This is a genomic window from Pseudomonas sp. p21, assembly GCF_001642705.1.
Taxonomy (GTDB): domain Bacteria; phylum Pseudomonadota; class Gammaproteobacteria; order Pseudomonadales; family Pseudomonadaceae; genus Aquipseudomonas.
On sequence record NZ_LWBV01000001.1, the window covers coordinates 334,403 to 360,215 of the forward strand.

Annotated in this window: 23 protein-coding genes and 1 riboswitch; of the genes, 16 read left to right on the forward strand and 7 right to left on the reverse strand. The window is 63.7% G+C overall.

The window, feature by feature from the left end; genetic code table 11:
- Positions 1-11 precede the first annotated feature (11 nt).
- Complete coding sequence (locus tag A4C63_RS01640; RefSeq protein WP_063911236.1) at positions 12-482, forward strand: hypothetical protein; 471 nt, start codon at positions 12-14, stop codon at positions 480-482.
- A gap of 68 nt (positions 483-550) precedes the next feature.
- Positions 551-841, forward strand: a complete 291-nt coding sequence (locus tag A4C63_RS01645) for a PA4642 family protein (protein WP_063911237.1) — start codon at positions 551-553, stop codon at positions 839-841.
- Positions 842-1,018: 177 nt separating this feature from the next.
- On the opposite strand, the gene mqo is transcribed toward A4C63_RS01645, so the two are convergent.
- Both mqo and A4C63_RS01655 read right to left on the reverse strand, forming a co-directional pair.
- Entirely contained in the window at positions 1,019-2,527 is a 1,509-nt protein-coding gene (gene mqo, locus A4C63_RS01650) for a malate dehydrogenase (quinone) (RefSeq protein ID WP_063911238.1), read from the reverse strand.
- A gap of 600 nt (positions 2,528-3,127) precedes the next feature.
- Positions 3,128-3,361: a hypothetical protein gene (locus A4C63_RS01655; RefSeq protein WP_063911239.1), complete on the reverse strand. Its 234-nt coding sequence runs from the start codon at positions 3,359-3,361 to the stop codon at positions 3,128-3,130.
- 145 nt (positions 3,362-3,506) lie between these two features.
- On the opposite strand from A4C63_RS01655, the gene A4C63_RS01660 reads away from it, so the two are divergent.
- Together A4C63_RS01660 and A4C63_RS01665 are read left to right on the forward strand one after the other, a co-directional pair.
- The gene (locus A4C63_RS01660; protein ID WP_013970929.1) at positions 3,507-4,091 is read left to right on the forward strand and encodes a YajG family lipoprotein; all 585 of its coding nucleotides are present in this window, start codon (positions 3,507-3,509) and stop codon (positions 4,089-4,091) included.
- A gap of 198 nt (positions 4,092-4,289) precedes the next feature.
- Positions 4,290-4,550 (forward strand): hypothetical protein, encoded by a 261-nt coding sequence (locus A4C63_RS01665; RefSeq protein WP_063911240.1) that lies wholly within the window; start codon positions 4,290-4,292, stop codon positions 4,548-4,550.
- A 34-nt stretch (positions 4,551-4,584) separates the two neighbouring features.
- Here A4C63_RS01665 and A4C63_RS01670 read toward each other — a convergent pair whose 3' ends face one another.
- Positions 4,585-5,751: a 1-acyl-sn-glycerol-3-phosphate acyltransferase gene (locus A4C63_RS01670; RefSeq protein WP_024086266.1), complete on the reverse strand. Its 1,167-nt coding sequence runs from the start codon at positions 5,749-5,751 to the stop codon at positions 4,585-4,587.
- A gap of 125 nt (positions 5,752-5,876) precedes the next feature.
- Between A4C63_RS01670 and A4C63_RS01675 the strand changes: the two genes are divergently transcribed.
- From A4C63_RS01675 to A4C63_RS01690, 4 genes are all read left to right on the forward strand, one after another.
- On the forward strand, positions 5,877-6,062 hold the full coding sequence (locus tag A4C63_RS01675; protein WP_063911241.1) for a CPXCG motif-containing cysteine-rich protein: 186 nt from the start codon (positions 5,877-5,879) through the stop codon (positions 6,060-6,062).
- Positions 6,062-6,322, forward strand: a complete 261-nt coding sequence (locus tag A4C63_RS01680) for a putative signal transducing protein (RefSeq protein ID WP_063911242.1) — start codon at positions 6,062-6,064, stop codon at positions 6,320-6,322. Before A4C63_RS01675 ends, A4C63_RS01680 begins: the two co-directional genes overlap by 1 nt.
- Positions 6,323-6,337: 15 nt before the next feature.
- Positions 6,338-6,958, forward strand: a complete 621-nt coding sequence (locus tag A4C63_RS01685; protein WP_063911243.1) for an SOS response-associated peptidase — start codon at positions 6,338-6,340, stop codon at positions 6,956-6,958.
- 199 nt (positions 6,959-7,157) lie between these two features.
- A complete protein-coding gene (locus A4C63_RS01690; protein WP_063911244.1) occupies positions 7,158-7,973 on the forward strand; it encodes a M48 family metallopeptidase in 816 nt (271 codons plus the stop codon).
- A 36-nt stretch (positions 7,974-8,009) separates the two neighbouring features.
- On the opposite strand, the gene A4C63_RS01695 is transcribed toward A4C63_RS01690, so the two are convergent.
- From A4C63_RS01695 to A4C63_RS01705, 3 genes are all read right to left on the reverse strand, one after another.
- Positions 8,010-8,594 (reverse strand): TMEM165/GDT1 family protein, encoded by a 585-nt coding sequence (locus A4C63_RS01695; RefSeq protein ID WP_013970934.1) that lies wholly within the window; start codon positions 8,592-8,594, stop codon positions 8,010-8,012.
- Between the two features lie 88 nt (positions 8,595-8,682).
- Positions 8,683-8,822, reverse strand: a riboswitch (yybP-ykoY riboswitch).
- A 39-nt stretch (positions 8,823-8,861) separates the two neighbouring features.
- Entirely contained in the window at positions 8,862-9,860 is a 999-nt protein-coding gene (locus tag A4C63_RS01700) for a class I SAM-dependent methyltransferase (protein ID WP_063911245.1), read from the reverse strand.
- A gap of 54 nt (positions 9,861-9,914) precedes the next feature.
- A complete protein-coding gene (locus A4C63_RS01705; protein WP_063911246.1) occupies positions 9,915-10,880 on the reverse strand; it encodes a 2-hydroxyacid dehydrogenase in 966 nt (321 codons plus the stop codon).
- A 250-nt stretch (positions 10,881-11,130) separates the two neighbouring features.
- Here A4C63_RS01705 and A4C63_RS01710 point away from each other — a divergent pair, with 250 nt between their 5' ends.
- From A4C63_RS01710 to A4C63_RS01745, 8 genes are all read left to right on the forward strand, one after another.
- On the forward strand, positions 11,131-12,813 hold the full coding sequence (locus A4C63_RS01710; protein ID WP_063911247.1) for a fatty acid--CoA ligase: 1,683 nt from the start codon (positions 11,131-11,133) through the stop codon (positions 12,811-12,813).
- Positions 12,814-13,145: 332 nt separating this feature from the next.
- Positions 13,146-15,029, forward strand: coding sequence for a DUF1302 domain-containing protein (locus tag A4C63_RS01715; protein ID WP_063911248.1), 1,884 nt, complete (start codon positions 13,146-13,148; stop codon positions 15,027-15,029).
- Positions 15,030-15,054: 25 nt separating this feature from the next.
- On the forward strand, positions 15,055-16,419 hold the full coding sequence (locus tag A4C63_RS01720; RefSeq protein ID WP_063911249.1) for a DUF1329 domain-containing protein: 1,365 nt from the start codon (positions 15,055-15,057) through the stop codon (positions 16,417-16,419).
- A gap of 340 nt (positions 16,420-16,759) precedes the next feature.
- Positions 16,760-19,471, forward strand: a complete 2,712-nt coding sequence (locus A4C63_RS01725) for a LuxR C-terminal-related transcriptional regulator (RefSeq protein ID WP_063911250.1) — start codon at positions 16,760-16,762, stop codon at positions 19,469-19,471.
- A gap of 159 nt (positions 19,472-19,630) precedes the next feature.
- Complete coding sequence (locus A4C63_RS01730; protein ID WP_063911251.1) at positions 19,631-21,238, forward strand: response regulator; 1,608 nt, start codon at positions 19,631-19,633, stop codon at positions 21,236-21,238.
- Positions 21,235-21,927 carry a sensor histidine kinase KdpD gene (locus A4C63_RS01735; RefSeq protein WP_063911252.1) on the forward strand — a complete coding sequence of 231 codons (693 nt, stop codon included), beginning with the start codon at positions 21,235-21,237 and terminating at the stop codon, positions 21,925-21,927. Before A4C63_RS01730 ends, A4C63_RS01735 begins: the two co-directional genes overlap by 4 nt.
- A gap of 142 nt (positions 21,928-22,069) precedes the next feature.
- Positions 22,070-22,714: an MBL fold metallo-hydrolase gene (locus A4C63_RS01740; RefSeq protein WP_063911253.1), complete on the forward strand. Its 645-nt coding sequence runs from the start codon at positions 22,070-22,072 to the stop codon at positions 22,712-22,714.
- Positions 22,715-22,822: 108 nt separating this feature from the next.
- On the forward strand, positions 22,823-23,542 hold the full coding sequence (locus tag A4C63_RS01745; RefSeq protein ID WP_013970946.1) for an OmpA family protein: 720 nt from the start codon (positions 22,823-22,825) through the stop codon (positions 23,540-23,542).
- Between the two features lie 156 nt (positions 23,543-23,698).
- On the opposite strand, the gene pta is transcribed toward A4C63_RS01745, so the two are convergent.
- Entirely contained in the window at positions 23,699-25,786 is a 2,088-nt protein-coding gene (gene pta, locus A4C63_RS01750) for a phosphate acetyltransferase (RefSeq protein WP_063911254.1), read from the reverse strand.
- Between the last annotated feature and the right edge of the window lie 27 nt (positions 25,787-25,813).

Below are 25,813 nucleotides of genomic sequence, written 5' to 3' on the forward strand. Positions count from 1 at the left end.
AGGAGCCTCACATGCGTGCGTTTCTTCCCCTCCTGCTGGCGGTCAGCCTGCCACTCGCCGCCGCACCGCTGCACAGCCAGTTCCTGCCACCTGACGACCTGTCCCTGCGCCAGGAAGCGCCGACCGGCCAGCAATTGCTGCAAGTGACCGACTACTCGGTGGTAGTGGGCACCCAGCGCCAGTCCGACCAGCAGCCGATCCCGATCACGTCGTCGTTGCAGGTGCGCCTCAAAGGCAAGCCGCTGAGCAAGGGTGCGACCATCGCCCAGGTGCTGCTGACCTTCGACGGTGAGGCTGCCAAGAGCTTGAAGAAGCCTGTGTACGACGAGAAAACCCGCACCCTGAGCCTGAATTATCCCGTCAGCGACTACCGGGTGATCATGGATCTGCTGCGCAACGAGACCCTGTATGTGCAGTTTCTCACTTACGGCAACGGCCACGTCTGGGCCGACCTGCACACCGGTACCGTACGTACGCGTTGAGGCGCCCGGCCTGCGGGGGGTACACTGCCGGCCTTCGAAATTTCGTGATGGTCCAGTTGGAGTCGGCAATGCGTAAAGACAAGAAACAGGTAATCGGTGACGAGATCAGCGACGACTACATCAAGACGTTCCTTCAGTTCGAGCCTGCCGATGGCGTGACCTCGCCGTCGCTGCACAAGCTGGTCAAGGCCTACCGTGGCCTGCGCATCGACGATTTCGAGCGTTTTGTCGGCTTCTTCGTCGAGGCCGGGCTGGACCTGGATGGCAAGGACGAGCATGGCAAGACTTTTGTCGAGCAGATTGCCGACCAGCGCAATGCGGCGGATTACATCGAGATCATCGCCAAGGCCCGTGGTTGATTTTTAACCTGTGACGGCCCTTTCGCGGGCACGCCCGCTCCCACAGCGATAGTACAGAGCTTTAGGGCGGCGCCGAACCTGTGGGAGCGGGCATGCCCGCGAAGGGGCCGGCACAGGTTAGTGAGCAACCAGGCACAAAAAAACGCCCCGAGGGGCGTTTTTTCGTTACCGGGCAAATCAGGCGTAGTGCTTGGCTGCCGGGCTGCTTTCCACCAGTTCCAGTGCCACGTCGTTGTCGGCACTGATCTTGTGGTACAGGGCGGCATCGGTCGCCAGGGTCTTCTCGCGAGCCGGGAAGATTTCCTTGAGCTTGGCAGCCCAGGCACCTTTGGCCTGCTCGGGGAAGCAGCGCTCAATCAGTTCCAGCATGATCGACACGGTTACCGAAGCACCCGGCGATGCGCCGAGCAGTGCAGCCAGGCTGCCGTCCTGGGCCGAGACCAGCTCGGTACCGAACTGCAGCACGCCGCCTTTCTTCGGGTCTTTCTTGATGATCTGCACACGCTGACCAGCCACTTCCAGGCGCCAGTCTTCGGCCTTGGCCTGTGGGTAGAAGCGACGCAGGGCTTCCAGGCGCTGCTCCATCGACTGCATCACTTCGCTGACCAGGTACTTGGTCAGGTCCATGTTGTCACGGGCCACGGCCAGCATCGGGCCGATGTTGCCCATGCGCACCGACAGCGGCAGGTCCATCAGCGAGCCGTGCTTGAGGAACTTGGTGGTGAAGCCGGCATAGGGGCCGAACAGCAGCGATTTCTTGCCATCGACCACGCGGGTATCCAGGTGCGGTACTGACATCGGCGGGGCGCCGACCGCGGCCTGGCTGTAGACCTTGGCCTGGTGCTGCTTGACGATTTCCGGGTTGTCGCAACGCAGCCACTGGCCGCTGACCGGGAAGCCGCCGAAGCCTTTGCTTTCCGGGATGCCCGACAGCTGCAGCAGCGGCAGGGCCGCGCCACCGGCGCCGAGGAAGACGAAGCGGGCGTCCACTTCACGGCTGCCGCCGCTGTTGACGTCCTTGATGCTCACGGTCCAGCCCTTGCCGTTACGGCGCAGGCCGACGACCTTCTTGCTGTACTTGACCTGGGCGTCCTGCGAGTCGCCCAGCAGCTTCAGCAGCTTGTTGGTCAGGGCGCCGAAGTTGACGTCGGTGCCCTTGAGCACGCGGGTGGCGGCGATGTGCTGGTCGGCCGGGCGGCCTGGCATCATCAGCGGCATCCAGTCGTTCATCACGGCCTTGTCTTCGGTGTATTCCATGTCGGCGAAGGCATGGTGCTGCTTGAGCAGCTCATAGCGCTTCTTGAGGAAGGAAACACCCTTGTCACCCTCGACGTAGCTCAGGTGCGGGACAGGGTTGATGAAGGCACGCGCCGAGCCGAAGTTGCCCTTCTTGCTCAGGTAGGCCCAGAACTGGCGCGAAACCTCGAACTGGGTGTTGATGTGCACGGCCTTCTTGATGTCGATGCTGCCATCGGCGGCCTGGGGCGTGTAGTTAAGCTCGCACAGGCCGGCGTGGCCGGTGCCTGCGTTGTTCCAGGGGTTGGAGCTTTCCGCGGCTCCGGAGTCCATCGCCTCCACGACCTCAAGCTTCAGGGTCGGGTCGAGCTCCTTGAGCAGTACGGCCAGGGTGGCACTCATGATGCCCGCGCCTACCAGTACCACATCAACCGATTCGTTCTGCGCCATTTAACGCGTCTCCACAATCTACAGCTACCTAATTGACAGCATAGGACCTGGGTTTGCCAGGTTCGCCATGTCCGACTTTTCGCAGTTCTTGCAACTTCCGCGGACACCGCCAATCAGTCTTCGGGTTCAGGTATTGAACGCGGCTTGCCACGGGTGCGGCAATTCGACTTATGGTCAAGGTGTCGTGCGTGCGTTATGGAACGGCTCAGACACTCATACGGGATGAGCGCATTTGCCGCCTGTTCAGGGCTGTTCGGGACACATCTGCCGCTTTTGCACATGCCAGACTGTTCATTTGCTCGCCACACTCTTGTGAAGTTGTGAAAACCGTTTTTTCACGCTCTTTTGGAGACGTGAACCTCAAAAGGGGACTGCGCGATGGCAACCCGCAGGTTCATGCAGTGTGAAGGGCCGGAAAAGCAGGCACGACAGCCGATGCAAGACCTGAGTGGAAGGCTCTCTGTGGGCGAAGCGTTGAAGTTGCCGGGGTCAATCGGCGAGTGCGGGGCCCGATCAGGAGACGTCCTTATAATCGGGGGGAGATTATAGCGATGTCGCGGGCAGAAATGTCGCCATTCGTGGTTTTTATTGCAGCGTTTGTCAGGCCGCGAGGATGCGCTGGTGCCAGCGGCGGCTTGCGCGGGCGCAAACCCGGGCGCTGGCGGGCAGTTCGCGACCCAGCCAGGCAAGCTGGATTTCGCCGACCTGGACCCAGCCGCTGCCGCTGGGCGCCTGGCTGCATTGCTTGAAGGCCAGGCATTTGCCGTCGGCGTCGAGGCGGGCATAGGCGTTGTGGCGCGGGCGTTGGAAGAGCAGGGTCCAGAGCGAGGCCATGGCGACGAGTCCTTTGCGTTAGGGCTTGGCGCAAGGATAAGGGCGTGGCGATGAAACGATTGTGACAAGCGGGTCGGACCGATGACTGGTCGATGCGTGGCTAGGTATACTGTGGGCCTTCGCCGCTTTTTCTGGAGTAACGCGCATGTTGCAACGTCTGTTGTTCGGTTTGATCGCCGTGGCCAGCCTCAGCCTGGTCGGTTGTGCCCACAGCCCGCAACAACTCAACCCGCAACCCACGCTCAAGGCCCAGCTCGCGCCGGTCGGCCATGGCCAGCCGGTCGTGGTCCGGGTGGTTGACGGGCGGGCTTCGCAGTCCCTGGGCACTCGCGGTGGCATGTATCCCGAGACCAGCACCATCAGCGTCAGCGGTAACGACATCGTGCCCAAGCTGCAGGCCCAGGCCGAAGCCGCCGTGCGCCTGCTCGGCTTCACCCCGACGCCGAACGCCTACAACGCACCGCAGCTGACCGTGACCCTGGCCGAGCTGAAGTACCAGTCGCCGAAAGACAACCTGTACGTGACCGAGGCTACCATCGGCGCCACCTTCCGTGCCGACGTGTCCAATGGCGGCCGCCGCTACAGTGGTCGCTATGGCGCTTCGCTGGACCAGCGTTTCGGCATGGCGCCAAACCAGGAAACCAACACCCAGCTGGTGGGCGATGTGCTGAGCGATGCCCTGACCCGCATGTTCAAGGACCCGACCATCGGGCAGGTACTGGGGCAGTAAGCCTTTATCAGGTAAAACAAAACCCGCTGCCTGTGTTCCGGGCAGCGGGTTTTTTGTTGTCTGTACCGGCCCTTTCGCTGGCAAATCCTCATGCCATGCCAGATGAAACTTGATGACACTTTGTCGCCCGGTCCGGGCGTCAGGGAACGACTTGGGTAAAATGCCGGCCTTTGCCGTCGCTCATACCGAGGTTGCGTGATGTCCTTGCAAGTACTCTGGGGGTTCCTGGCCGCCCACCCGATCAAGCTGATCAATCTGCTGGCGCTGCTGCTGACCTGCCCGGGCGGGTGGTTGCTGCACAGTGCACGGCGGCGCGAGGCCGAAACCCGCGAATACATGGCAATGGGCGAGGGGGTAGTGGACGCATTCGACCTTCGGGTGCCGCGTTATTTCTACATTCTCGGTTTTTCGTGCCTGGCGATGGCGTTGCTGTTGTCCTGGTTCAGTACCTGGGTCTGAAAGCCTGGGGCTGCAAAGCAGCCCCGGCATTCGTTCAGGCAACCGGCGCCTGCTGCCTGACCTGGTACTGGTTACGCACCGGCGTCGCATACTGCAGCACCAGGTACGGCCGCTGCTCCTCAGGGCAGGCATCCAGGCGGCGTTGCCATTCCTCCTTGGCCCGGGCCAGCTCATCAGCCGGGAACACCTTCTCGGCGCTGGGCACCTGCAGCGCCTCATCCTTGCCATCCCACATCGCATAGGCCAGGTAGTGCACCGGGAACAGCCGGTAGCCACCGAGGATCTGCCGGTCGATTTCCGCTGCCAGCTGTTTGGTGTCCTCGTGGTACTCGGTCACCGGCGGGGCGAAGTTGATGTGCACCCGGCCCTTGTAGCCGGTAATGCCCTTGGCGATGCTGTTGTCGTCCTCGCCCGGCGCCTTCTTGTAGGTGCCGGTGGTGGCGCGGATGTACAGCTCGCGGGCCTTGGCCTGGTCGCACGGGTCGTATTCGTAGCTGATCGACACCGGCGTCAGGTTCAGGCTCTGGATCACCGCGCCGAACGGCTCGTCCTTGCGGCTCATGTGGAACATCTTGAGGATCGCCGAATCGGTGCGGTCGTCACCGTCCTTGGCCCGGCCTTCGGCCTGGGCGATCCAGATCGACGTGGCGTCGTTGCGGATCGAGTGGTTGATGTAGGCCGAGAGCAACTGGTAGGCCGCCAGCTTCTCGCGGCGCCCACTGATCGAGCGGTGCACGATGAAGCTCTTGTTCAGGCGCATCATGTCGCTGACAAACGGCTTTTGCAGCAGGTTGTCGCCAATGGCGATGCGCGGCGTGGGCAGGCCGGCGTGGTACACCGCATAGTTGACGAAGGCCGGGTCCATGACGATGTCACGGTGGTTGGCCAGGAACAGGTAGGCGGTGCCGGCCTTGAGCTGCTCCACGCCCGAATAGGTGACGCCGTCGGTGGCGCGGTCGATGGTCTGGTCGACGTAGTACTCGACTTTGTCCTGCAAGGTCGAGACACAGGTGACGCCGGCGAACTCCTTGCGCAGGCGGCGGGCGATCAGCGGTTTGAGCAACCAGCCGAGAGCACCGGCCGCACGCGGGAAGCGGAAGTGGGTGAGGATATCGAGGAATGCCGGGTCGCTGAGCAGGCGTGCCAGAACGGCAGGGACCTCAGCGTCGTCGTACGGTCGGATGGCATCGAATTCGCCCATCATGCTCTCTTGTTGGAAACGGCTAGGGTAATAAGGTAGGGACGGGTTCCGAAAAACGGCTCGGACACACACAGGCCCTGTAAATAGACCGGCAATTATACGCATAAGTCACTGCGGAGACCTCGATGCTGGAAACCGACTTCTATGATTGCCCTTATTGTGGCGAACGTGTGGAAACCACTGTTGACCTGTCAGGTGGTGACCAGGTCTACACCGAGGACTGCCAGGTGTGCTGCCAGCCTGTGGTGTTCATTCTGCAGGTGCATGGTGACGAATGGATGCTCGAAGTCCGCCGCGAGGACGATACCTGATGCAACGCATCTACGAACCGGAAAGCCTGCTTGAGGCGGAAATGCTGGCGGGCATGCTCGCCAACGAGGGGGTCGAGGCGCACCTGGTCGGCCGTGATCTGGTCGGTGCTGCCGGCGAGCTGCCGCTGCAGGGCCTGCTGGGGCTTGCCGTGGCTGATGAGCAGGCCGAATACGCACGGCAACTGATCGATGCGTACAATGACGCCCAGCCACTGGTTGGCGACGAACCGGAGAGTTTCCCCGGTACCTTGATCTGCTAGGTTCTGAAATCGCCCATGTGTGGACGTTACGCCCTGTTTCGCTGGCCCCAGGCCCTTGCCAGTCTGCCTGGCTTTCCCGCCGGCCAGCCACCTCAATGGAACATCGCGCCAGGGGGCACGGTGCTGATCCAGCGCCAGCTCGACGGCCAGCTGCAACTGGCCAAGGCGCGCTGGGGGCTGACCCCGGCCTGGCTCACCGACCTTTCGCGTACCCCCGCCCATGCCCGCGCCGAGACCCTGGCCGAGCAGCCGATGTTTCGTGACGCGTTTCGCCAGCGCCGCTGCCTGATGCCGGCCAACGGCTTTTACGAATGGCGTGGCAGCGTGCGCAAGCGCCCGTACTGGTTGACCCCGGGGGAGGGCTCAGCGCTGTATTTCGCCGCCGTGTGGGAGGCCTACCCGGTGCAGGACCAGGTGTGGCTGAGTTGCGCGGTGGTGACCCAGGCGGCAATGAACCAGCGTCGGCCGCTGATATTGGACGAGGCAGGGCAGGCGGCCTGGCTTGACCCGGACTCGCCGCTGACCCGCCTGCATGAATTGCTGGCCAGCCCGCCGGCAACGCTGCGCGAGCGGGCCCTTGCGCATTTCGTCAATGACCCGAAGCTGGATGCACCGGAGTGCCTGACCCCGGCTTGATGGGTTGCCTGTACCGGCCTCTTCGCGGGCGCGCCCGCTCCCACAGGTATTACACTGACCTTAGGCTGACGGCATTCCCTGTGGGAGCGGGCATGCCTGCGAAGAGGCCAGTGCAGGCGAAGAAAATCTTCCGTGCGGCTATGGCGGCCCACCGACGAGTCAGCCTACGATACGGCGCATGTAAAAAGGGAGTGTTTTCATGCGTAAGTCTTTTGTCGTCAGTCTGTTGAGTGCCGGCATCCTGCTAGCCGGCTGCCAGGCGGTGAATACCACCAGCGGCGGCGCTGTCGGCGTCGAGCGCCAGCAGTACATGTTCAGCATGCTCTCGACCGATGAGGTCAACCAGATGTACGCCCAGTCATACCAGCAGACCCTGGGTGAGGCATCGAACAAAGGCGTACTCGACAAGTCCAGCGCTGATGCCAAGCGTGTCCAGGTAATTGCCAACCGCCTGATCGCCCAGGCGCCCAAGTTCCGTCCGGATGCCGCGCAATGGAACTGGGAAGTCAACGTGATCAAGAGCGACGAGCTCAACGCCAACTGCGGTCCGGGTGGCAAGATCATCGTCTACACCGGGCTGATCGACCAGCTCAAGCTCACTGATGCGGAAATTGCTGCGGTGGTGGGTCACGAGATCGCCCACGCCCTGCGTGAGCACAGCCGCGAGGCGATGTCCAAGGCGTACGGTGTGGAAATGGCCCGCCAGGGTGCCGGCGCCCTCTTTGGCCTGGGCCAGAGCAGCATGGCCTTGGCCGACACCGTGGTGAACTACGCCATGACCCTGCCCAACAGCCGGGCCAACGAAAACGAAGCCGACCTGATCGGCCTGGAACTCTCGGCGCGTGCCGGTTACGACCCGAATGCCGCGATCACCTTGTGGAACAAGATGAGCCAGGCTTCCGAAGGAGCACCGCCCGAGTTCATGAGCACTCACCCGGCGTCCCAGAGCCGCATTGCTTCGCTGCAGGCGGCGATTCCGAAGGTGATGCCACTGTATCAGGCGGCCAAGAAGTAAGACCGTAAGGGGCCGCAGAGCGGCCCCCGTCAGCAGTCAACCCACCCAGCCACTGGCTTTCATCGCCGAGTACACGGCCACGATCGCCAGCACGAAGAACGCCGTGGCCGCCAGGCGACGGATCAGCGTCAACGGCAGTTTGTCCGCCGCGAAGTTACCCGCCAGTACCACCGGCACGTTGGCAATCAGCATGCCCAGGGTGGTGCCGATAATGACCATGATCAGGTACGGATACTGTGCAGCCAGCATCACCGTGGCGACCTGGGTCTTGTCACCGATTTCAGCCAGGAAGAACGCGATCAGCGTGGTCAGGAACGGCCCGAAGCGGCGTGCCGGGTTCTCGTCGTCATCCATCTTGTCCGGTACCAGGGTCCACAGTGCAGTGGCGGTGAAGCTCGCAGCCAGAATCCAGTGCAGTGCCGAGTCACTGAAGAAACTACCGACCCACGCACCCACGGCACCGGCTGCGGCATGGTTGGCCAGGGTGGCGGCGATGATACCGGCGATGATCGGCCAGGGCTTGCGGAAGCGGGCAGCGAGAATGAGCGCGAGCAATTGCGTCTTGTCGCCGATTTCGGCGAGGGCAACGATGGCGGTGGGGACCAACAGAGATTCCAGCATCAGGATTCCTACGGGGGCGGGTCGACACGGCTATGACACGTACAGCCTTCCCGCCCCGGGTAAGGTGTGCGTGTCATAGGTCTTGTCAAACCCTGGATCCGTCTATGCGGATCTCGCCATGCAGGCTGGCATGGTGGGTCGCACGCGCCATGGTCTGTGGACCAAGTATGTTGACGCGTACCGGGCGAGCTGGGCGCTCGCGGGAGACTACTCCCCTAGGACGGTGCGGATTCTGCCTAGGCAAAACGCTTTCGGCAAGCGCTGTTTTTATCCGTGTGTTGCCTGGTAGATGCGGAAGCCGTCCGCCTCGTCGCGTACCTGGCAGTTGCCCAGCGCCCCTTCGATCAGCGGCTGGTAGCGCAGGAAGCTGTTGGCAACCAGGCGCATTTCGCCACCTTTTCGCAGATGAAGGGCCGATTTTTTCAGCAAGTTTTCCGATGCCTGGTAGTTGGTGTGCACCCCGGTGTGGAACGGCGGGTTGCTCAGGATCAGGCTCAGCTCGGTCGGCGCCGCGTCGATGCCATCGCCGCTGATCACTTCGCCTTCCAGGCCATTGGCGGCCAAGGTCAGGCGGCTGGCGGCCACGGCGAAGGCATCCACGTCCAGCAGGGTCACCCGGTTTTGTGGGTAACGGCGCTTGACTGTGGCACCCAGCACCCCAGCGCCGCAACCGAAGTCCAGTACATGGCCGTTTGGCAGGCCATCGAGGTGCTTGAGCAGCAGGGCGGTGCCGCGATCAAGGCGACCATGGCTGAACACGCCGGGCAGGCTGACCACCTGCAACGGGCCATCTTCCAGGTTGAGTTCGAAGCGTTCGGCCAGGCTTTCCAGGGGTTTGGCTTCTGGCGCGTGTTCGATGGTCACCTGCCACAGCTGGCAATGGCGGGCGCTGTCGAGCTTGCGCGGCTTGCCAAAGGCCTGCAGCTGCTTGGCCGCACCTTCAATGCCACCGCGTTTTTCGCCGACCAGGTACAGCTCGCGGCCGGCCAGGCGCGAGGCCAGGGCGTTGAGCAGGTAGGCTGCCAGTTCGCGGGACTTGGGCAGGAACAGCACGGCGCTGTCGAACGCCACTTCAGGGGGCTCGACCGCATAGTGGCTGCGGCCGGCGAAGCGGCTTTCGAGCATGGCCTGATCGCCCGCATGCCAGGTCCAGGCCTGGACCTGGGGCAACTGAGCGAGCAGGCCGTCGGCGGGGGCACCGGCGAGCAGCAGCGGCCCCTGGAACAGCTCTGCCTGGCGGAGCAACACTTCACTGCGCGGGTCCATGGACGACGCCTCCTGGAAAAAAGTGGCGCAGTGTAGCAGAGCTAGGCGCCGGGCTCAGCTGACCACGCGGCGTGGCTGCCCGGCGAAGAAGGCCTGGGCGTTCTCGCTGAGCTGGCCGACGATGCGCTGGCGCGACTCCACCGCACCCCAGGCGCTGTGCGGGGTGATGATCAGGCGCGGGATGCCGGGTTCGAGCAGCGGGTTGCCGTTGACCGGTGGCTCCACACTCAGCACGTCGGTGGCGGCGCCGCCCAGGTGGCCACTGCGCAGGGCGTCGGCCAGCGCTTGCTCGTCGATCAGGCCGCCACGGGCGGTGTTGACCACCAGCGCGTTGGGCTTGAGCAGGGCCAGCTCGCGGGCGCCGAGCATGTGCCGGGTGTGCTCGTTCAGCGGGCAGTGCAGGGTCAGGGCGTCGACTTGCGGCAGCAGCTCGTCCAGTGGCAGCCGGTCGGCGCGATCCGGGCGGCCGGGGATCTGCCCGCTGAGCACGCGCATGCCGAAGGCTTCGGCCAGCCGCGCCACCGCGCCGCCCAGTTCACCATGGCCGAGCAAGCCAAGGGTCTTGCCTTCCAGTTCGACGATGGGGAAGTCCAGCAGGCAGAACTGGCTGGCCTTGGCCCACTGGCCGTCGGCTACCGCCTGGTTGTAGTCGCACAGGCGGGTGGCCAGGGCCAGCAGCAGGGCGAGGGTGTGCTGGGCGACGGACGGTGTGCCGTAGCCCTGGCAGTTGCACACGGTGATGCCCTGGGCGCGCGCTGCCGCCAGGTCGACATTGTTGGTGCCGGTGGCGGCCACCAGGATCAGCTTCAGTTGCGGGTTGGCGGCCAGGGTCGCGGCGTCGAGCATGACCTTGTTGCTGACCACCGCCACCGCGCCCTGCAGGCGTTCGGCGACCTGCTCCGGGCGGGTGGCGGCGAACAGCTCGAACTCGTCGAACTGCTGCTTCAGGGGCGAGAGGTCGAGATCGCCCAGGTCCAGGGACTGGTGATCGAGAAACACGGCGCGACGCGGGCTGGGCATGAGGTTCTCCGGGGCAGGGCGGGAATTTGGTGTTGTGGCCATTCGCGGGCGTGCCCGCGAAAGGGCCTTCGGCGCTAGTACAAATCCTGAAGCTTCAAGCGCAGTGTCTAGCCCGCGGTTACCGCCCGTCAACGCCCGCCACTCATACCTTCGCCACGCAAATCATTCCTTCGGCTGATTTAGCCGTCACATTGGCGAACTACAGTAGTTCCCAGACTTGTCCGGCCCGCTTTTCAGAAAAGGGATACCCATGTTGCAGACCCGCATCATCAAGCCCGCCGAGGGCGCCTACGCCTACCCGCTGCTGATCAAGCGCCTGCTGATGTCCGGCAGCCGCTATGAAAAGACCCGCGAAATCGTCTACCGCGACCAGTTGCGGTTGACCTACCCACAGCTCAACGAACGCATCGCGCGCCTGGCCAACGTGCTGACCGAAGCCGGGGTAAAGGCCGGTGACACCGTGGCGGTGATGGACTGGGACAGCCACCGCTACCTGGAATGCATGTTCGCCATCCCGATGATTGGCGCGGTGGTGCACACCATCAACGTGCGCCTGTCGCCCGAGCAGATTCTCTACACCATGAACCACGCCGAAGACCGCGTGGTGCTGGTCAACAGCGACTTCGTCGGCCTGTACCAGGCCATCGCCGGGCAACTGACCACCGTCGACAAGACCCTGCTGCTGACCGACGGCCCGGACAAGACCGCCGAGCTGCCCAACCTGGTCGGCGAGTACGAGCAACTGCTGGCCGCTGCCAGCCCGCGCTACGACTTCCCGGACTTCGACGAGAACTCGGTGGCCACCACCTTCTACACCACCGGTACCACCGGCAACCCCAAGGGGGTGTACTTCACCCACCGGCAACTGGTGCTGCATACCCTGGCCGAAGCCTCGGTGACCGGCAGCATCGACAGCGTGCGCCTGCTGGGTAGCAACGATGTGTACATGCCCATTACCCCGATGTTCCACGTGCATGCCTGGGGTATTCCCTACGCCGCCACCATGCTCGGCATGAAGCAGGTGTACCCGGGGCGCTACGAGCCGGACATGCTGGTCAAGCTGTGGCGCGAAGAGAAGGTCACCTTCTCCCATTGCGTGCCAACCATCCTGCAGATGCTGCTCAACTGCCCGAACGCTCAAGGGCAGGACTTCGGCGGCTGGAAGATCATCATCGGCGGCAGCGCGCTCAACCGCTCGCTGTACCAGGCCGCCCTGGCGCGCGGCATCCAGTTGACCGCCGCGTATGGCATGTCCGAGACCTGCCCGCTGATTTCCGCCGCCCACCTGAACGACGAGCTGCAGGCCGGCAGCGAGGATGAGCGCATCACCTACCGCATCAAGGCCGGCGTGCCGGTGCCGCTGGTCGAAGCGGCCATCGTCGACGGCGACGGCAACTTCCTGCCCGCCGATGGTGAAACCCAGGGTGAGCTGGTGTTACGCGCGCCGTGGCTGACCATGGGCTACTTCAAGGAGCCGGAAAAGAGTGAGGAGTTGTGGCAGGGTGGCTGGTTGCACACCGGTGATGTCGCCACGCTCGACGGCATGGGCTACATCGACATCCGTGACCGCATCAAGGATGTGATCAAGACCGGTGGCGAGTGGATTTCCTCGCTCGACCTCGAAGACCTGATCAGCCGCCACCCGGCCGTGCGCGAAGTGGCGGTAGTGGGGGTGGCCGACCCGCAGTGGGGTGAGCGCCCGTTTGCCCTGCTGGTGGTGCGCGAAGGCCAGGTCATCGACGCCAAGGCGCTGAAGGAACACCTCAAGCCATTCGTCGAGCAAGGGCACATCAACAAGTGGGCCATTCCAAGCCAGATCGCCGTTGTTACTGAAATTCCCAAGACCAGTGTCGGCAAGCTCGACAAGAAACGCATCCGCCAGGACATCGTCCAGTGGCAGGCCAGCAACAGTGCGTTCCTTTCCACGCTGTAACCGTCATGCGGGTCGCTTGCCGCAGCACGCGACCCGCATGCTAGAGCGGGTTAGCCTTGCCAAACGGCAGAAATACGCCATCCTTTAGCACTGCCAGCGCGCAACCGGGACAACATTACAGCGAGTTGGCAGCACGGAGCGCAAATCACACTTTAGAGGGATCAAGCGCCTGTGCCTTGCTGGCTATAGTCGGGGCCAGGGGATTTTCAGGAATGGGGGAAGGCGACATGCGCAAGCCGTGTCGCCGCGGGCGCAAGCCTGCAAACCGGTCGCTCGGGCCGTTCTTGAAAGGACTCACTGCCATAACAAAAAAAGTACATGGAGTAGCGTCGATGAAATCTGCAAACCTGTTCTGGCGCCGGGCCAAGTTGCCCCTGGCCGTCAGCCTTGCTTCCACGCTCGCAAGTCCTGCTTTCGCTGTCAGTTTCAACATTGGTGAAATCGAAGGCCAGTTCGACTCGTCGCTCTCCATCGGCGCCAGCTGGTCGACGGCCAACCCCAACAAGAACCTGATCGGGGTGAACAACGGCGGCAAGGGCCTGTCGCAGACATCCGACGACGGCCACCTGAACTTCAAGAAGGGCGAAACCTTCTCCAAGATCTTCAAGGGCATTCATGACCTGGAGCTCAAGTACGGCGACACCGGCGTGTTCGTCCGTGGCAAGTACTGGTACGACTTCGAACTGAAGGACGAAGGCCGCGAGTTCAAGGACATCAGCGACTCCAACCGCAAGGAAGGCGCCAAATCGTCCGGTGCCGAGCTGCTCGACGCCTTCGTCTACCACAACTACTCCATCGGCGATCAGCCTGGCTCGGTGCGCCTGGGCAAGCAGGTGGTGAGCTGGGGTGAAAGTACCTTCATCGGTGGCGGCATCAACTCGATCAACCCGATCGACGTGTCGGCGTTCCGCCGCCCGGGGGCCGAGATCAAGGAAGGCCTGATTCCGGTCAACATGTTCTACGTTTCGCAGAGCCTGACCGACAACCTGTCGGCCGAGGCCTTCTACCAGATCGAATGGGACCAGACGGTCGTCGACAACTGCGGCACCTTCTTCTCCCAGCCGGACATTATTGCCGACGGCTGTACCGATAATCTGCGCGTGCTCAACAGTAGCCGGACACTGCCGGCCCAGGCACTCGCTGGCCTGTCGAGCTTTGGCGTAGACGTCAACGGCGAAGGCGTCAAGGTCCGCCGAGGGGCCGACCGTGATGCCCGTGACAGCGGCCAGTTCGGGGTGGCGTTCCGCTACATGTTCGAGCCGCTGGATACCGAGTTCGGCGCCTACTTCATGAACTACCACAGTCGGGCACCGATCTTCAGTGCTACCGGGGCGCCGCAGGGGCTATTCAACCTTGTTAACAACATAAATACACCCGCTAATGTGCGTGCGCTGGCGCCGTTGATCATCGCGGGCAACTCCGAGTACTTCGTCGAGTATCCGGAAGACATTCGCCTGTATGGCTTGAGCTTCTCCACCACGTTGCCCACCGGCACGGCCTGGAGCGGCGAGCTCAGCTACCGCCCCAACGCTCCGGTGCAGCTCAACACTACGGACATTCTGTTTGCAGGGGTAACGCCGATCGATCGAGCGCCCTTCAATAATGCTTCGGTGTTGACCGGCACGCCCGGGCAGGACCTGCATGGCTACCGGCGCAAGGAAATCACCCAGTTCCAGACCACCTTCACCCACTTCTTCGACCAGGTCATGGGGGCCAGCCGCCTAACTGTGGTCGGTGAAGTCGGTGTCACCCATGTGGGCGGGCTGGAAAGCTCCAGCAAGGCGCGTTACGGGCGTGATCCGGTCTACGGTCCCGGCCCGCTGCCGAGCGGTACCTGCGCCATTCTCAACGGCAACACCATCATCGGCTCGGGGCTTGGTTCGTCGACCGCAAACCTGACCCGCAACTGCGAAAACGACGGTTTCACCACCTCGACCTCCTGGGGTTACCGCGCTCGTGCCATCTGGGACTACAACGACGTCTTCGCCGGGGTCAACCTGAAACCCAGCGTGGCCTGGTCGCATGACGTCTCCGGCTACTCGCCGGGCCCTGGCGCCAACTTCGAGGAAGGCCGCAAGGCCGTCAGCCTGGGCCTCGACGCCGAGTACCAGAACACCTACACGGCAAGCCTGTCGTACACCAACTTCTTCGATGGCAAGTACACCACCGTGGATGACCGCGACTTCGTCGCGCTCAGCTTCGGCGTGAACTTCTAAGCATTCAGATCCAGGACGACACGACATGAACAAGACCAGAAGTCTGCTGCAAGCCGGTGTGCTGGGCCTGTCCCTGCTGGCGACCAGCGTCATGGCTGCAGTATCCGCCGACGAGGCGGCCAAGCTGGGCAGTACCCTGACCCCGATGGGCGCCGAAAAGGCCGGTAACGCCGATGGCTCGATCGGCCCGTGGGAGCCGCTGTCGAAGAGTGCGGGCAGTGCCGACGGCAAGGGCTTCCTGTCCGACCCGTACGGCAGTGAAAAGCCGCTGTTCACCATCACTGCGCAGAACGCCGACCAGTACAAGGACAAGCTTTCGCCGGGCCAGCTGGCCATGCTCAAGCGCTATCCGGAAACCTTCAAGATCCCGGTGTTCAAGACCCATCGCGGTGCCACGGTACCGGCTGATGTATTCGCCGCCATCAAGGAAAACGCCACCAAGACCACCCTGGTGGAAGGCGGCAACGGCTTGAACAACTTCCGCACAGCCGTGCCGTTCCCCATCCCGAAAAGCGGCCTGGAAGTGATCTGGAACCATATCACCCGCTACCGCGGTGGCAGTGTCAGCCGCCTGGTGACCCAGGCCACGCCACAGCAGAACGGCTCCTTCAACCCAGTGTACTTCTCCGACCAGTTCGTCTTCCGCGAGCGCATGAAGGACTACGACCCGAACAACCCAGGCAATATCCTGTTCTACTTCAAGCAGGAAGTGACCGCGCCTGCACGCCTGGCCGGGACCGTGCTGCTGGTGCACGAAACCCTCGACCAGGTGAAGGAACCGCGCAAGGCGTGGATCTACAACGCCGGTCAGCGCCGTGTGCGCCAGGCACCGCAAGTGTCGTACGACGGCCCGGGTACCGCCGCCGACGGTTTGCGCACCTCGGACAACCTGGACATGTTCAACGGTGCACCAGACCGCTATGACTGGAAGCTGGAAGGCAAGAAGGAGCTGTACATCGCCTCCAACGCCTTCAAGCTCGACGACCCCAAGCTCAAGTACACCGACATCATCAAGGCCGGGCACATCAACCAGGACCTGGCCCGTTACGAGCTGCGCCGCGTGTGGCACGTGGTCGCGACCCTCAAGCCGGGCCAGCGGCACATCTATGCCAAGCGTGACTTCTACATCGACGAGGATACCTGGCAGGCTGCGGTGATCGACCAGTACGACGGCCGTGGCCAGCTGTGGCGCGTGTCCGAGGCGCATGCCCAGCCGTACTACAACGTGGAGGTGCCGTGGTACACCCTGGAGGCCATCTACGACCTGCAGTCGGGCCGTTACCTGGCCCTGGGCATGAAGAACGAAGAGAAGCGCGCCTACGACTTCGGCTTCAGCGCCAGCAAGGCTGACTTCCAGCCAGCGGCACTGCGCCAGTCGGGTATTCGCTAAATATCGCACAACCCCCGAGCGCCCCGGCTTGTCCGGGGCGTTTCCATTTCCTGTTTTGGCCTCTTCGCGGGCGCGCCCGCTCCCACAGGTACTGCATTGGCCAGGAAGCCTGCGAAATTCCTGTGGGAGCGGGCGTGCCCGCGAAGAGGCCAAAACAGGCAATAAACCTGCTGAATACCTCACCAAAACCCCCGTCCCAGCCGCTGTCCATCGGCCATGTTGCTTTTTGTCGCAGTCTTTTCCAGGCCAATTGCGCCCATCATCTTCAAATGCGCAGCGTTACCCGCTAGTCTCGCAAGCATCCATACCGCCGTAGTCTTCCAACCAGAACGAGCCGGCCATGACAGATCTGTCCCGTACGCATGGATTCACCAGCCAGGCCCTGGGCCTGCTGGACGGGCGTTTCTTCCGGCCGCCCTTGCCGGACGGCCATGTGCCGCGCCTGCGCCTGTGCCAGCGGCTGCAGGCTGGCCTCGGCGGGCGGCTGTTGCTGGTCAATGCCCCGGCGGGTTTCGGCAAAAGCTCCCTGGCCATCGAATTTTGCGAAGCGCTGCCCGAGCACTGGCGTAGCCTGTGGCTGGGCCTGAGCCAACGGGATGCCGACCCGGGCCGCTTCCTCGAACGCCTGCTCGAAGGCCTGCAGCAGTACTGCCCGGCGCTGGGCGGCCAGGCCATGGGTCTGCTGAAAATGCGCCAGCGCCACCAGCCGTTCGCCTTCGAGGAATGGCTCGACGGCCTGCTCGACGAGCTGGCGCTGTACCTGCAAGCCGATACGCCCTTGTTGCTGGTGCTGGACGACTATCACCTGGCCCAGGGGCCAGTGCTCGACCGTTGCCTGCAGTTCTTCCTCAATCACCTGCCCCCCGGCCTGGTGCTACTGGTCACCAGCCGCCAGCGCCCGGACTGGCACCTGGCGCGCCTGCGCCTGTCGCGGCAACTGGTCGAACTCAACGAACAGGACTTGCGCCTGACCGCCGAAGAGTCGCTGGCGGTGATCGGTCGCCAGCCCACCGGCCTGCGTGGCCAGGCCCTGGACAATCTGATCCAGCGCAGCGACGGTTGGGTGGCCGGGTTGCGTTTCTGGCAACTGGCGGCCAGCGAGTCCGCTGACGAGCATGCCTTGCCCCAGGCCTTGCATGGCGGCGAGGGCCTGATCCGCGATTATCTGCTGGAAGAAGTCATCGACATGCTGCCCGCCGATGTGCAGGCCTTCCTGTACGACACGGCCTGCCAGGAACGGTTCTGTGCCCCGTTGTGCGATGCCATACGCGGCCGCCATGACAGTGCCGCGATCCTGCGTTTCCTGCAGGCGCACCAGGTGTTCCTGGTGCCGCTGGACGAGCATGGCCACTGGTTCCGCTATCACCACCTGTTCTCCGACCTGCTGCGCAGCCGCCAGGCCAGCGAGCCGCTGGCCGGCCTGCAGTTGCGTGCCTGCCGCTGGTTCGAAAGCCAGGGTCTGCTGGACGAAGCGGTGGAGCAGGCACTGCGCGCCGGTCACCTGGATGTCGCCGCCGACCTGGTGCAGAGCCTGTCCGAGGAACAACTGCTGGCTGAACAGAACGTCGGCATGTTGCTGCGCTGGAAGATGGACCTGCCCGACAGCCTGCTGATCAGCACGCCACGGCTGATCGTGCTGTACAGCTGGGCATTGGGCCTGGCGTGCCAGCTGGATGCGGCCGAGGAGCTGGCGGGTTACCTCAGTCGCTTCCTGCCCGCACCTTCGGCAACCGCGCAAAAGTCCATGCTGGCCCAGTGGCTGGCGCTGAGTGGTGTGATCGCCCGTGGCCGTGGCGACCGCGAGCGTACCCTGGCCTATTGCAGCGAAGCGCTGCAGAGCCTGCCGAGCAAGCGTTATGGCCAACGCCTGGTATGCCTGTCGACGCTGTCCAACCTGGCGATTGCCGATGGCGATTTCTGGCGGGCCCGTGGCTGGAACCGCGAGGCCCTGGAGTTGGCCCAGCGTGTCGGCAACCCATTGTTCGAGGCCTTGGCCCATTACGACCGGGCGCGGGTGCTGCATGCCCGTGGCGAGGTGTTGCGCGCGCTGGAGGAAGTGCGCCAGGGGCTGCAGCGCCTGCAAGGGCTGTCGGCACAGCGCCTGTATGCCGTGCGCGCCCGTCTGACGCTTTACGAAGGCTACCTGCTGGTCTCGCGCTTGCAGCCGGCCCAGGGCCGTGCCCGTTTGCGTGCGGGGCTGGGCGAGGCGCGGGCCTGCCGCGATATCAGCGTGCTCATCGGCCACTGCGTGATCGCTACGCTCGATGGCCGGGAGGGGCACTTTGCCGAAGCCTTTGCCGAACTGGCCGAGGCCGAGCGGTTGATGCACATCTGGGATGTGCCGCCGGTCTACTACCTGGCCATGATCACTCTGGTCAAATGCGAGTTGTGGCTGGCCCAGGGGCGCATTGACCTCGCCGAGTCCTGGCTGCTGCGCCTGGGCCAGACCTATGGTGGTGAGCAACCCGCGGCGGCCCCGGAGTTCCACCCGTTGCTGCCGTTGCACATCGCCTTGCAGCAGGCATTGCTCGAACGCATCCAGTCGCGCAGCGACGACGCGGCGCAACGCCTGGCCGGCCTGGTCGAGCGCGGCCAGGCCAGTGGCGGCATGATGCTTTGCGTCAGTGCTCTGTGCCAGTGGCTTGGCTTGTTGCTGGGCGAAGGCCGGGAAGGGCAGGCCGCCCAGTTGTTGCCAAGGTTGCTGGAAGCAGCCCAGGGCGGCGTGTTGCAACCGTTTCAGCCTTTGCTGGAGCAACACCCGCAGTGGCTTCTTGAACAGCTGCAGGTAGCTGCCGCTTGCCCGGTGCAGGCCGAGCTGCTCAAGCGCCTGCCGCAGATGCCAAGCGCCAGCACCGGCGAAGCCCTAAGTGGCCGCGAGCTGGCCGTGCTCGAGCTGATTGCCCAGGGCTGCTCCAACCAGCAGATCAGCGAGCGGCTGTTCATTTCCCTGCACACGGTGAAAACCCACGCCAGCCATATCAACAGCAAGCTGGGGGTGGAGCGGCGTACCCAGGCGGTGGCCAAGGCCAAATCCCTGGGGCTGCTGGCATGATGCTGGCCCTGCAGGGCATTGCTCGCTAAAGTGATGGCCCAAGGCCATGGTTCGTGGCCGCCAACGCTCTACCCTCATCTTTCCCGACCAGCTGCCGATACAGCGATCGGTGGCATCGCCTCGCGCGATTTTTCAATCATTCCAAGGCAGGTCGTGTTGATGCTGCAGTACGGGCAAAAGAGCTTTCTGATCGTCGACGACTTTACCGACTTTCGCACGTCGACCCGTTCCATGCTGCGCGAGCTGGGCGTGCGTGACGTGGACACCGCCGACAGCGGCGAGCAGGCGCTGCGCATGTGTGCGCAAAAGCGCTATGACGTCATCCTGCAGGACTTCCACCTGGGCGACGGCAAGAAGAACGGCCAACAGGTGCTCGAAGACCTGATCCTCGACAAGCACATCAGTCATGAGTGCATATTCATCATGGTCACGGCCGAGAGCAGCCAGGCCATTGTCCTCAGCGCCATCGAGCATGAGCCCGATGCCTACCTGACCAAGCCGTTCAACCGGGTTGGCCTGGCCCAGCGCGTCGAGAAGCTGTACCAGCGCAAGAACCTGCTCAAGCCGATCCTGCAGGCCCTGGACCGCAATCGCCCGGCCGAAGTGTTGGCGGCCTGCGCCGAGCTGTGCAAGCGTGACCCGCGTCTGGCCCCGCTGTGCCTGCGCTATCGGGCCGATGCCTTGCGCAACCTCAACCGCTTCGAGGAGCTGGAGAAGTTCCTCAAGGCCATTCTGGCCAGCCGCCCGCAGCCGTGGGTGTACTCGGCGTTGGGCAGCCTGATGCACAAGCGTGGCCAGAATGCCCAGGCCCAGGGTGTTTACGAGCAGGCGCTCAAGGCCTTCCCGATCATGCCAGGCCTGTACGATGGCATGGCCGAGGTACTGGTGGCCCAAGGCGAAACCAGGCGTGCGCAGAGCATGCTTGAAGAAGCCGTGCGCCTGTCGCCGTTGTCGGTGCGCCGGCAGTCGACGCTGGGCAAGCTGGCGTTGGAAAACGAAGACTTCGAGAGTGCCTCGAAGGCGTTCCGCCATGCGGTGAACCAGGGCCAGAGCTCACGCTACAAGGATCCCGAGAACAACCTGGGTCTGGTGCAGGCGCTGATGAGCAAGAATGCCGGCTTTGGCCTGGATGCGCGCACCCGGGTCGAGATCAACAGTACGCTCAGCGAAGTGGCCAAGGACAACCCCGAGGACCAGGGCCTGCAGGTGCGTGCCCGCATGATGAAGGCCGCCAGCCTGCAGCAGGCCGGCGACCCTGAAACGGCTGCCAAGCTGACCGAACAGGCGATCCAGCGTCTGGACAAGATGAACCAGTTCTTCTCAGTCGATTCGGCCCTGACCGTTGCCGCGCAGTTGCAGGCCATGGGGCAGGAAGCCGCCGCCATCGGCGTGCTGAAGAACTGTGTGGAAAGTTATGGCGATGACCCCAAGGTCATGGAGAGGGTCGGCAAGCTGACGGACGACCCTAGCGTGCTCAACGCCATCACCGAAGCGGTCACGCTCAATCGCCAGGGGGTGCGCAGTTACCAGGGCGGGCAGCTCGGCGAGGCGTTGCAGCTGTTCCGCAAGGCGCTGGGTTTGCAACCGAAGAACATCAGCATCGCCCTCAACACTGCCCAGGCGCTGCTGCGCATCGGCGGTGACAGCCCTCAGCCGGCGATCATGCAGGAGTGTCGCGACGCCCTGAGCAGCGTGGCCGGCATCCCCGCCAGCGACAACCGCTACGACCGCTACCGCAAACTGCACATCCGAGTGTTCGGCGCATGAATCAAGACAATCAGGGGCTGGATTTTTCCACGGTGATCGCCTCCACCGTGCACGACCTGAAGAATTCCCTGTCGGCGCTGATCCAGTCCCACAACCAGTGGGTGCAGCGCTTGCCCGAGGAGCTGCGCGGTGGTGCCGAGCAGGGGGTGATGGAGCATGAGTTTCGCCACCTCAACGGCATGCTGGTGCAGTTGCTGGGGTTGTACAAACTGGGCGTGAACCAGCTGCCGGTGTGCCCGGACTACCACGAACTGGACGACTTCATCGAAGCCCAGCTGGCCGCGCACGAGGAAGTGCTCAAGCACAAGGATATCCTTGCTACCTGGCGCATCGATACCGACAACCCGCTGGGCTTCTTCGACCGCGAGCTGGTGGCCTCGGTGATCGCCAACGTGATCACCAACGCCACCCGCTTTGCCGCGCATGCCTTGCTGATCACCATCGAAGAGGCAGACAACCAGCTGGCCATCTGCGTCAACGATGACGGCCCGGGTTATCCACAGCGCATGCTCGAACGCCAGGAGGAATTCATCCAGGGTATCGACTCGACCAGCGGCAGTACCGGCCTGGGCCTGTATTTTGCGGCGCGGATCGCGGCGTTGCATGAAAGCGGCGGGGTGCGCGGGCGGATCGAGATCTCCAATGGCGGGGCGCTTGGGGGTGGGTTGTTCAGGTTGTTCTTGCCTTAGGATGTGTGGTGCCTGTGAGATCGAGCGCCGCGTGGGCGGCGCTCGATCAGGCGCCACACATCTCAAGACATGAACCTCGTGCACCCACCCCAATTTCCTGTCAGGCTCTCAGCAGAACTCCAGCTTTGCCATCGAGAACACCATGACCCAAGCCCCGCCTGCGCTCATCCGCGAAACCTTCCCCGTAGGCCCCCTGCAATGCAACTGCACCCTGATCGGCGACCCGCTGACCAGGAAGGCCATCGTCGTCGACCCGGGTGGTGACCCGGACAAGATCCTTGCCCGGCTGCAGGCCCACGGGCTGACGCTGGTGAGCATCATCCACACCCACGCGCACTTCGATCACTTCCTCGCCTCGGGCAAGCTCAAGGAGCTGACCGGCGCCACGCTGCACCTGCACAAGGATGACCAGGCGCTGTGGGACAACCTGGAAATGCAGTGCCAGATGTTCGGCGTGCCCTACACCCCGGTGCCTGCACCCGACCGCTGGCTGGGGGATGACGAGGAGCTGGCCTGTGGTTGTGGCGTGGCCCTGCATACGCCAGGCCACACGCCGGGTTCGATGAGCTTCTGGTTTGCCGACGCCAAGCTGCTGATCGCCGGCGATACCCTGTTCCGCCGTGGCATTGGCCGTACCGATTTGTGGGGCGGCGACCAGCGGGCTATCGTGCGTTCCATCAAGGAGCGGCTGTACCGGCTGGACGAGGAGGCCATCGTGGTGACCGGCCACGGGCCTGATACCCGCTTGGGCGACGAAATGCGCGAAAACCCCTTCGTGCGTGCCTGATGGCACATGAAGGCACTTTCATGGAATTTTTCGTTGCCGATGCAATCCAAGGCTGGCATAGATCCCGTTATGATCTGCCGCATTCATGAATTCAGTAGGAGCTTGTCCATGTTCACCATGCGTCGTCTGATTATCGTCGCAACCGCCGCTGCCCTGATGACCGGCTGTGCCGGCCAGAACCCTTATGACAGCCAGGGCCAGGCGCAGGGCTCCACGGGGATGAGCAAGACCGCCAAGTACGGCGGCCTGGGCGCGCTGGCTGGTGCTATCGCCGGTGCCGCCATCGACCACAACAACCGTGGCAAGGGTGCACTGATCGGCGCCGCCGCCGTAGGTGCCGCTGCAGCCGGTTATGGCTACTACGCCGACAAGCAGGAAGCCGAGCTGCGTGCGCAGATGGCCAACACCGGTGTGGAAGTGCAGCGCCAGGGTGACCAGATCAAGCTGATCATGCCGGGCAACATCACCTTCGCCACCGATTCGGCCAACATCGCGCCAAGCTTCTACTCGCCGCTGAACAACCTGGCCGGCTCGTTCAAGCAGTTCAACCAGAACACCATCGAAGTGGTTGGCTTCACCGACAGCACTGGCAGCCGCCAGCACAACATGGACCTGTCCCAGCGCCGTGCGCAGGCAGTCAGCACCTACCTGACTTCGCAGGGTGTGGATGCCTCGCGTATCACCGTACGTGGCATGGGCCCGGATCAGCCGATCGCCAGCAACGCCGATGCCAATGGCCGTGCGCAGAACCGCCGGGTGGAAGTGAACCTGAAGCCGATTCCGGGTCAGCAGTATGACCAGCAAGGTCAGGTTCAGCAGTATCCCTGATTGACCGCCGGGGCCGCTTTGCGGCCCTTCGCGGGCGTGCCCGCTCCCACAGGTTTAGCGCGAGGCTCAGAAAATGCGCGGTTCCTGTGGGAGCGGGCGAGCCCGCGAACACCGGCGAAGCCGGTGCCATGCACCGCGGTGCATGCTTCGCAGGTATCAGCCCGCCACGCTCGCCTGAATCGCCGTCAGGGCAATGGTATGCACGATATCGTCAACCTGCGCCCCGCGCGGCAAGTCGTTCACCGGCTTGCGCAACCCTTGCAGCATCGGCCCCAGGCTGACCCCGTCGGTGCTGCGCTGCACCGCCTTGTGGGTCGTGTTGCCGGTATTCAGGTCAGGGAACACGAACACCGTCGCACGCCCGGCCACCGGGCTGTTCGGCGCCAGGTCCCGTGCAATCGCCGGGTTGGCCGCCGCGTCATACTGCAACGGCCCGTCGATCAGCAACTCCTGCGCCGCACTCTGTGCCAGGCGGGTTGCTTCACGCACTTTCCCGACCTCCTCATCGCTGGCCGAGTCGCTTGAATAACTGATCATCGCCACCCGCGGCGCGATGCCGAAGGCCTGCGCAGATTCGGCACTTTGCCGGGCGATCTCGGCCAGTTCGACAGCGCTCGGGTGCGGGTTCATCACGCAGTCGCCGTACACCAGCACCTGCTCGGGGAACAGCATGAAGAACACCGACGACACCAGGCTCGACCCCGGTGCGGTCTTGATCAGCTGCAGGGCCGGGCGGATGGTGTTGGCAGTGGAGTGCACCAGGCCCGAGACCAGGCCGTCCACTTCGTCCAGGGCCAGCATCATGGTGCCGATCACCACCGGGTCTTCCAGTTGCTGCTCGGCCATTGGCGCATTGAGGTTCTTGCTCTTGCGCAGCTCGACCATTGGCTCCACATAGCGCCCGCGAATCAGCTCGGGGTCGAGAATCTCCAGACCCGGCGGCAAGGTGATGCCTTGGGCGCGGGCCACGGCGTCGACATCCTCGGGCTTGGCCAGTAGCACGCAGCGGGCAATGCCGCGGGCCTGGCAGATGGCCGCAGCCTGCACCAGCAGCGGCTCGGCACCTTCCGGCAGGACGATGCGCTTGTTGGCCTGCTGCGCCCGCTGAATCAGCTGATAGCGGAACACTGCCGGCGACAGGCGCAGTTCGCGCGGGGTGCCGCAACGCTGGTGCAGCCAGGCGGCGTCGAGGTGGCTGGCGACGAAGTCGGTGATGAATTCGGCGCGCTCGCGGTCGTCCACCGGGATTTCGCGGTTCAACGAATTGAGCTGGTTGGCGGTGTCGTACGAGCCGGTACTGACCGACAGGATCGGCAGGCCGGCCTGCAGGGCACCACGGCACAGACCAAGGATGCGTGCGTCAGGTTTGCTGTCGCTGGTCAGCAGCAGGCCGGCCAGTGGGACGCCGTTGATCGCTGCGAGGCTGACAGCGAGGATAATGTCGTCGCGGTCGCCCGGGGTCACCACCAGCGTGCCCGAGGTGAGCAGTGGCACCGTGTTGGCCACGGTGCGCGCGCAGATGATGATCTTGCTCATGCGGCGCTGCTCGTAGTCACCGGCATTGAGCACCTGGGCACCGAGCAGGTCGGCCACGTCGCGGGTGCGCGGGGCGTTCAGTTCGGGCTGGTAAGGGATGCAGCCGAGCAGGCGGAAGTCGTTGCCGCGCAGCAGTGGCGAGTGCTCGCGCAGGCGGGTGGAAAAGTCCGCCATGCTTTCGTCGGTGCGCACTTTGTTGAGGATGACCCCGAGCACCTTCGGGTCGCGTGGGCCGCCGAACAGCTGGGCCTGCAGTTCGACCCGCCCGGACAGTTCACTGAGCACTTCGTTTTCCGGTGCCGACACCAGGATCACCTCGGCATCCAGGCTCTTGGCCAGGTGCAGGTTGACCCGCGCGGCGTAGCTGGCATGGCGCGTGGGCACCATGCCCTCGACCACCACCACGTCGTTGCCGATGCAGGCTTGCTGGTACAGGCGGATGATTTCTTCGAGCAACTCGTCCAGCTGGCCATCGCCGAGCATGCGCTCGACATGGGCCAGGCTCAGCGGCACGGGGGGCTTGATGCCGTGGGTGCGGGCGACCAGCTCGGTGGAGCGCTCGGGGCCAGTGTCACCCGGGTGGGGCTGGGCGATCGGCTTGAAGAAGCCGACCTTAAGGCCGGCGCGCTCCAGGGTGCGCACCAGGCCCAGGCTGATGGAGGTCAGGCCGACACCGAAGTCGGTCGGCGCAATGAAAAATGTCTGCATGCGTGCTTCTCGAAATAAGCGGTGCAA

What these genes read in the sequence shown, in the direction of transcription:
- A4C63_RS01730 (WP_063911251.1), top strand. Translation starts at nt 19,631, where the DNA reads ATGCTGCAGTACGGGCAAAAGAGCTTTCTGATCGTCGACGACTTTACC.
- A4C63_RS01740 (WP_063911253.1), top strand. Translation starts at nt 22,070, where the DNA reads ATGACCCAAGCCCCGCCTGCGCTCATCCGCGAAACCTTCCCCGTAGGC.
- A4C63_RS01710 (WP_063911247.1), top strand. Translation starts at nt 11,131, where the DNA reads ATGTTGCAGACCCGCATCATCAAGCCCGCCGAGGGCGCCTACGCCTAC.
- A4C63_RS01715 (WP_063911248.1), top strand. Translation starts at nt 13,146, where the DNA reads ATGAAATCTGCAAACCTGTTCTGGCGCCGGGCCAAGTTGCCCCTGGCC.
- A4C63_RS01685 (WP_063911243.1), top strand. Translation starts at nt 6,338, where the DNA reads ATGTGTGGACGTTACGCCCTGTTTCGCTGGCCCCAGGCCCTTGCCAGT.
- A4C63_RS01725 (WP_063911250.1), top strand. Translation starts at nt 16,760, where the DNA reads ATGACAGATCTGTCCCGTACGCATGGATTCACCAGCCAGGCCCTGGGC.
- pta (WP_063911254.1), bottom strand. Translation starts at nt 25,786, where the DNA reads ATGCAGACATTTTTCATTGCGCCGACCGACTTCGGTGTCGGCCTGACC.
- A4C63_RS01665 (WP_063911240.1), top strand. Translation starts at nt 4,290, where the DNA reads ATGTCCTTGCAAGTACTCTGGGGGTTCCTGGCCGCCCACCCGATCAAG.
- A4C63_RS01670 (WP_024086266.1), bottom strand. Translation starts at nt 5,751, where the DNA reads ATGGGCGAATTCGATGCCATCCGACCGTACGACGACGCTGAGGTCCCT.
- A4C63_RS01640 (WP_063911236.1), top strand. Translation starts at nt 12, where the DNA reads ATGCGTGCGTTTCTTCCCCTCCTGCTGGCGGTCAGCCTGCCACTCGCC.
- mqo (WP_063911238.1), bottom strand. Translation starts at nt 2,527, where the DNA reads ATGGCGCAGAACGAATCGGTTGATGTGGTACTGGTAGGCGCGGGCATC.
- A4C63_RS01720 (WP_063911249.1), top strand. Translation starts at nt 15,055, where the DNA reads ATGAACAAGACCAGAAGTCTGCTGCAAGCCGGTGTGCTGGGCCTGTCC.
- A4C63_RS01655 (WP_063911239.1), bottom strand. Translation starts at nt 3,361, where the DNA reads ATGGCCTCGCTCTGGACCCTGCTCTTCCAACGCCCGCGCCACAACGCC.
- A4C63_RS01680 (WP_063911242.1), top strand. Translation starts at nt 6,062, where the DNA reads ATGCAACGCATCTACGAACCGGAAAGCCTGCTTGAGGCGGAAATGCTG.
- A4C63_RS01735 (WP_063911252.1), top strand. Translation starts at nt 21,235, where the DNA reads ATGAATCAAGACAATCAGGGGCTGGATTTTTCCACGGTGATCGCCTCC.
- A4C63_RS01690 (WP_063911244.1), top strand. Translation starts at nt 7,158, where the DNA reads ATGCGTAAGTCTTTTGTCGTCAGTCTGTTGAGTGCCGGCATCCTGCTA.
- A4C63_RS01695 (WP_013970934.1), bottom strand. Translation starts at nt 8,594, where the DNA reads ATGCTGGAATCTCTGTTGGTCCCCACCGCCATCGTTGCCCTCGCCGAA.
- A4C63_RS01745 (WP_013970946.1), top strand. Translation starts at nt 22,823, where the DNA reads ATGTTCACCATGCGTCGTCTGATTATCGTCGCAACCGCCGCTGCCCTG.
- A4C63_RS01700 (WP_063911245.1), bottom strand. Translation starts at nt 9,860, where the DNA reads ATGGACCCGCGCAGTGAAGTGTTGCTCCGCCAGGCAGAGCTGTTCCAG.
- A4C63_RS01675 (WP_063911241.1), top strand. Translation starts at nt 5,877, where the DNA reads ATGCTGGAAACCGACTTCTATGATTGCCCTTATTGTGGCGAACGTGTG.
- A4C63_RS01705 (WP_063911246.1), bottom strand. Translation starts at nt 10,880, where the DNA reads ATGCCCAGCCCGCGTCGCGCCGTGTTTCTCGATCACCAGTCCCTGGAC.
- A4C63_RS01660 (WP_013970929.1), top strand. Translation starts at nt 3,507, where the DNA reads ATGTTGCAACGTCTGTTGTTCGGTTTGATCGCCGTGGCCAGCCTCAGC.
- A4C63_RS01645 (WP_063911237.1), top strand. Translation starts at nt 551, where the DNA reads ATGCGTAAAGACAAGAAACAGGTAATCGGTGACGAGATCAGCGACGAC.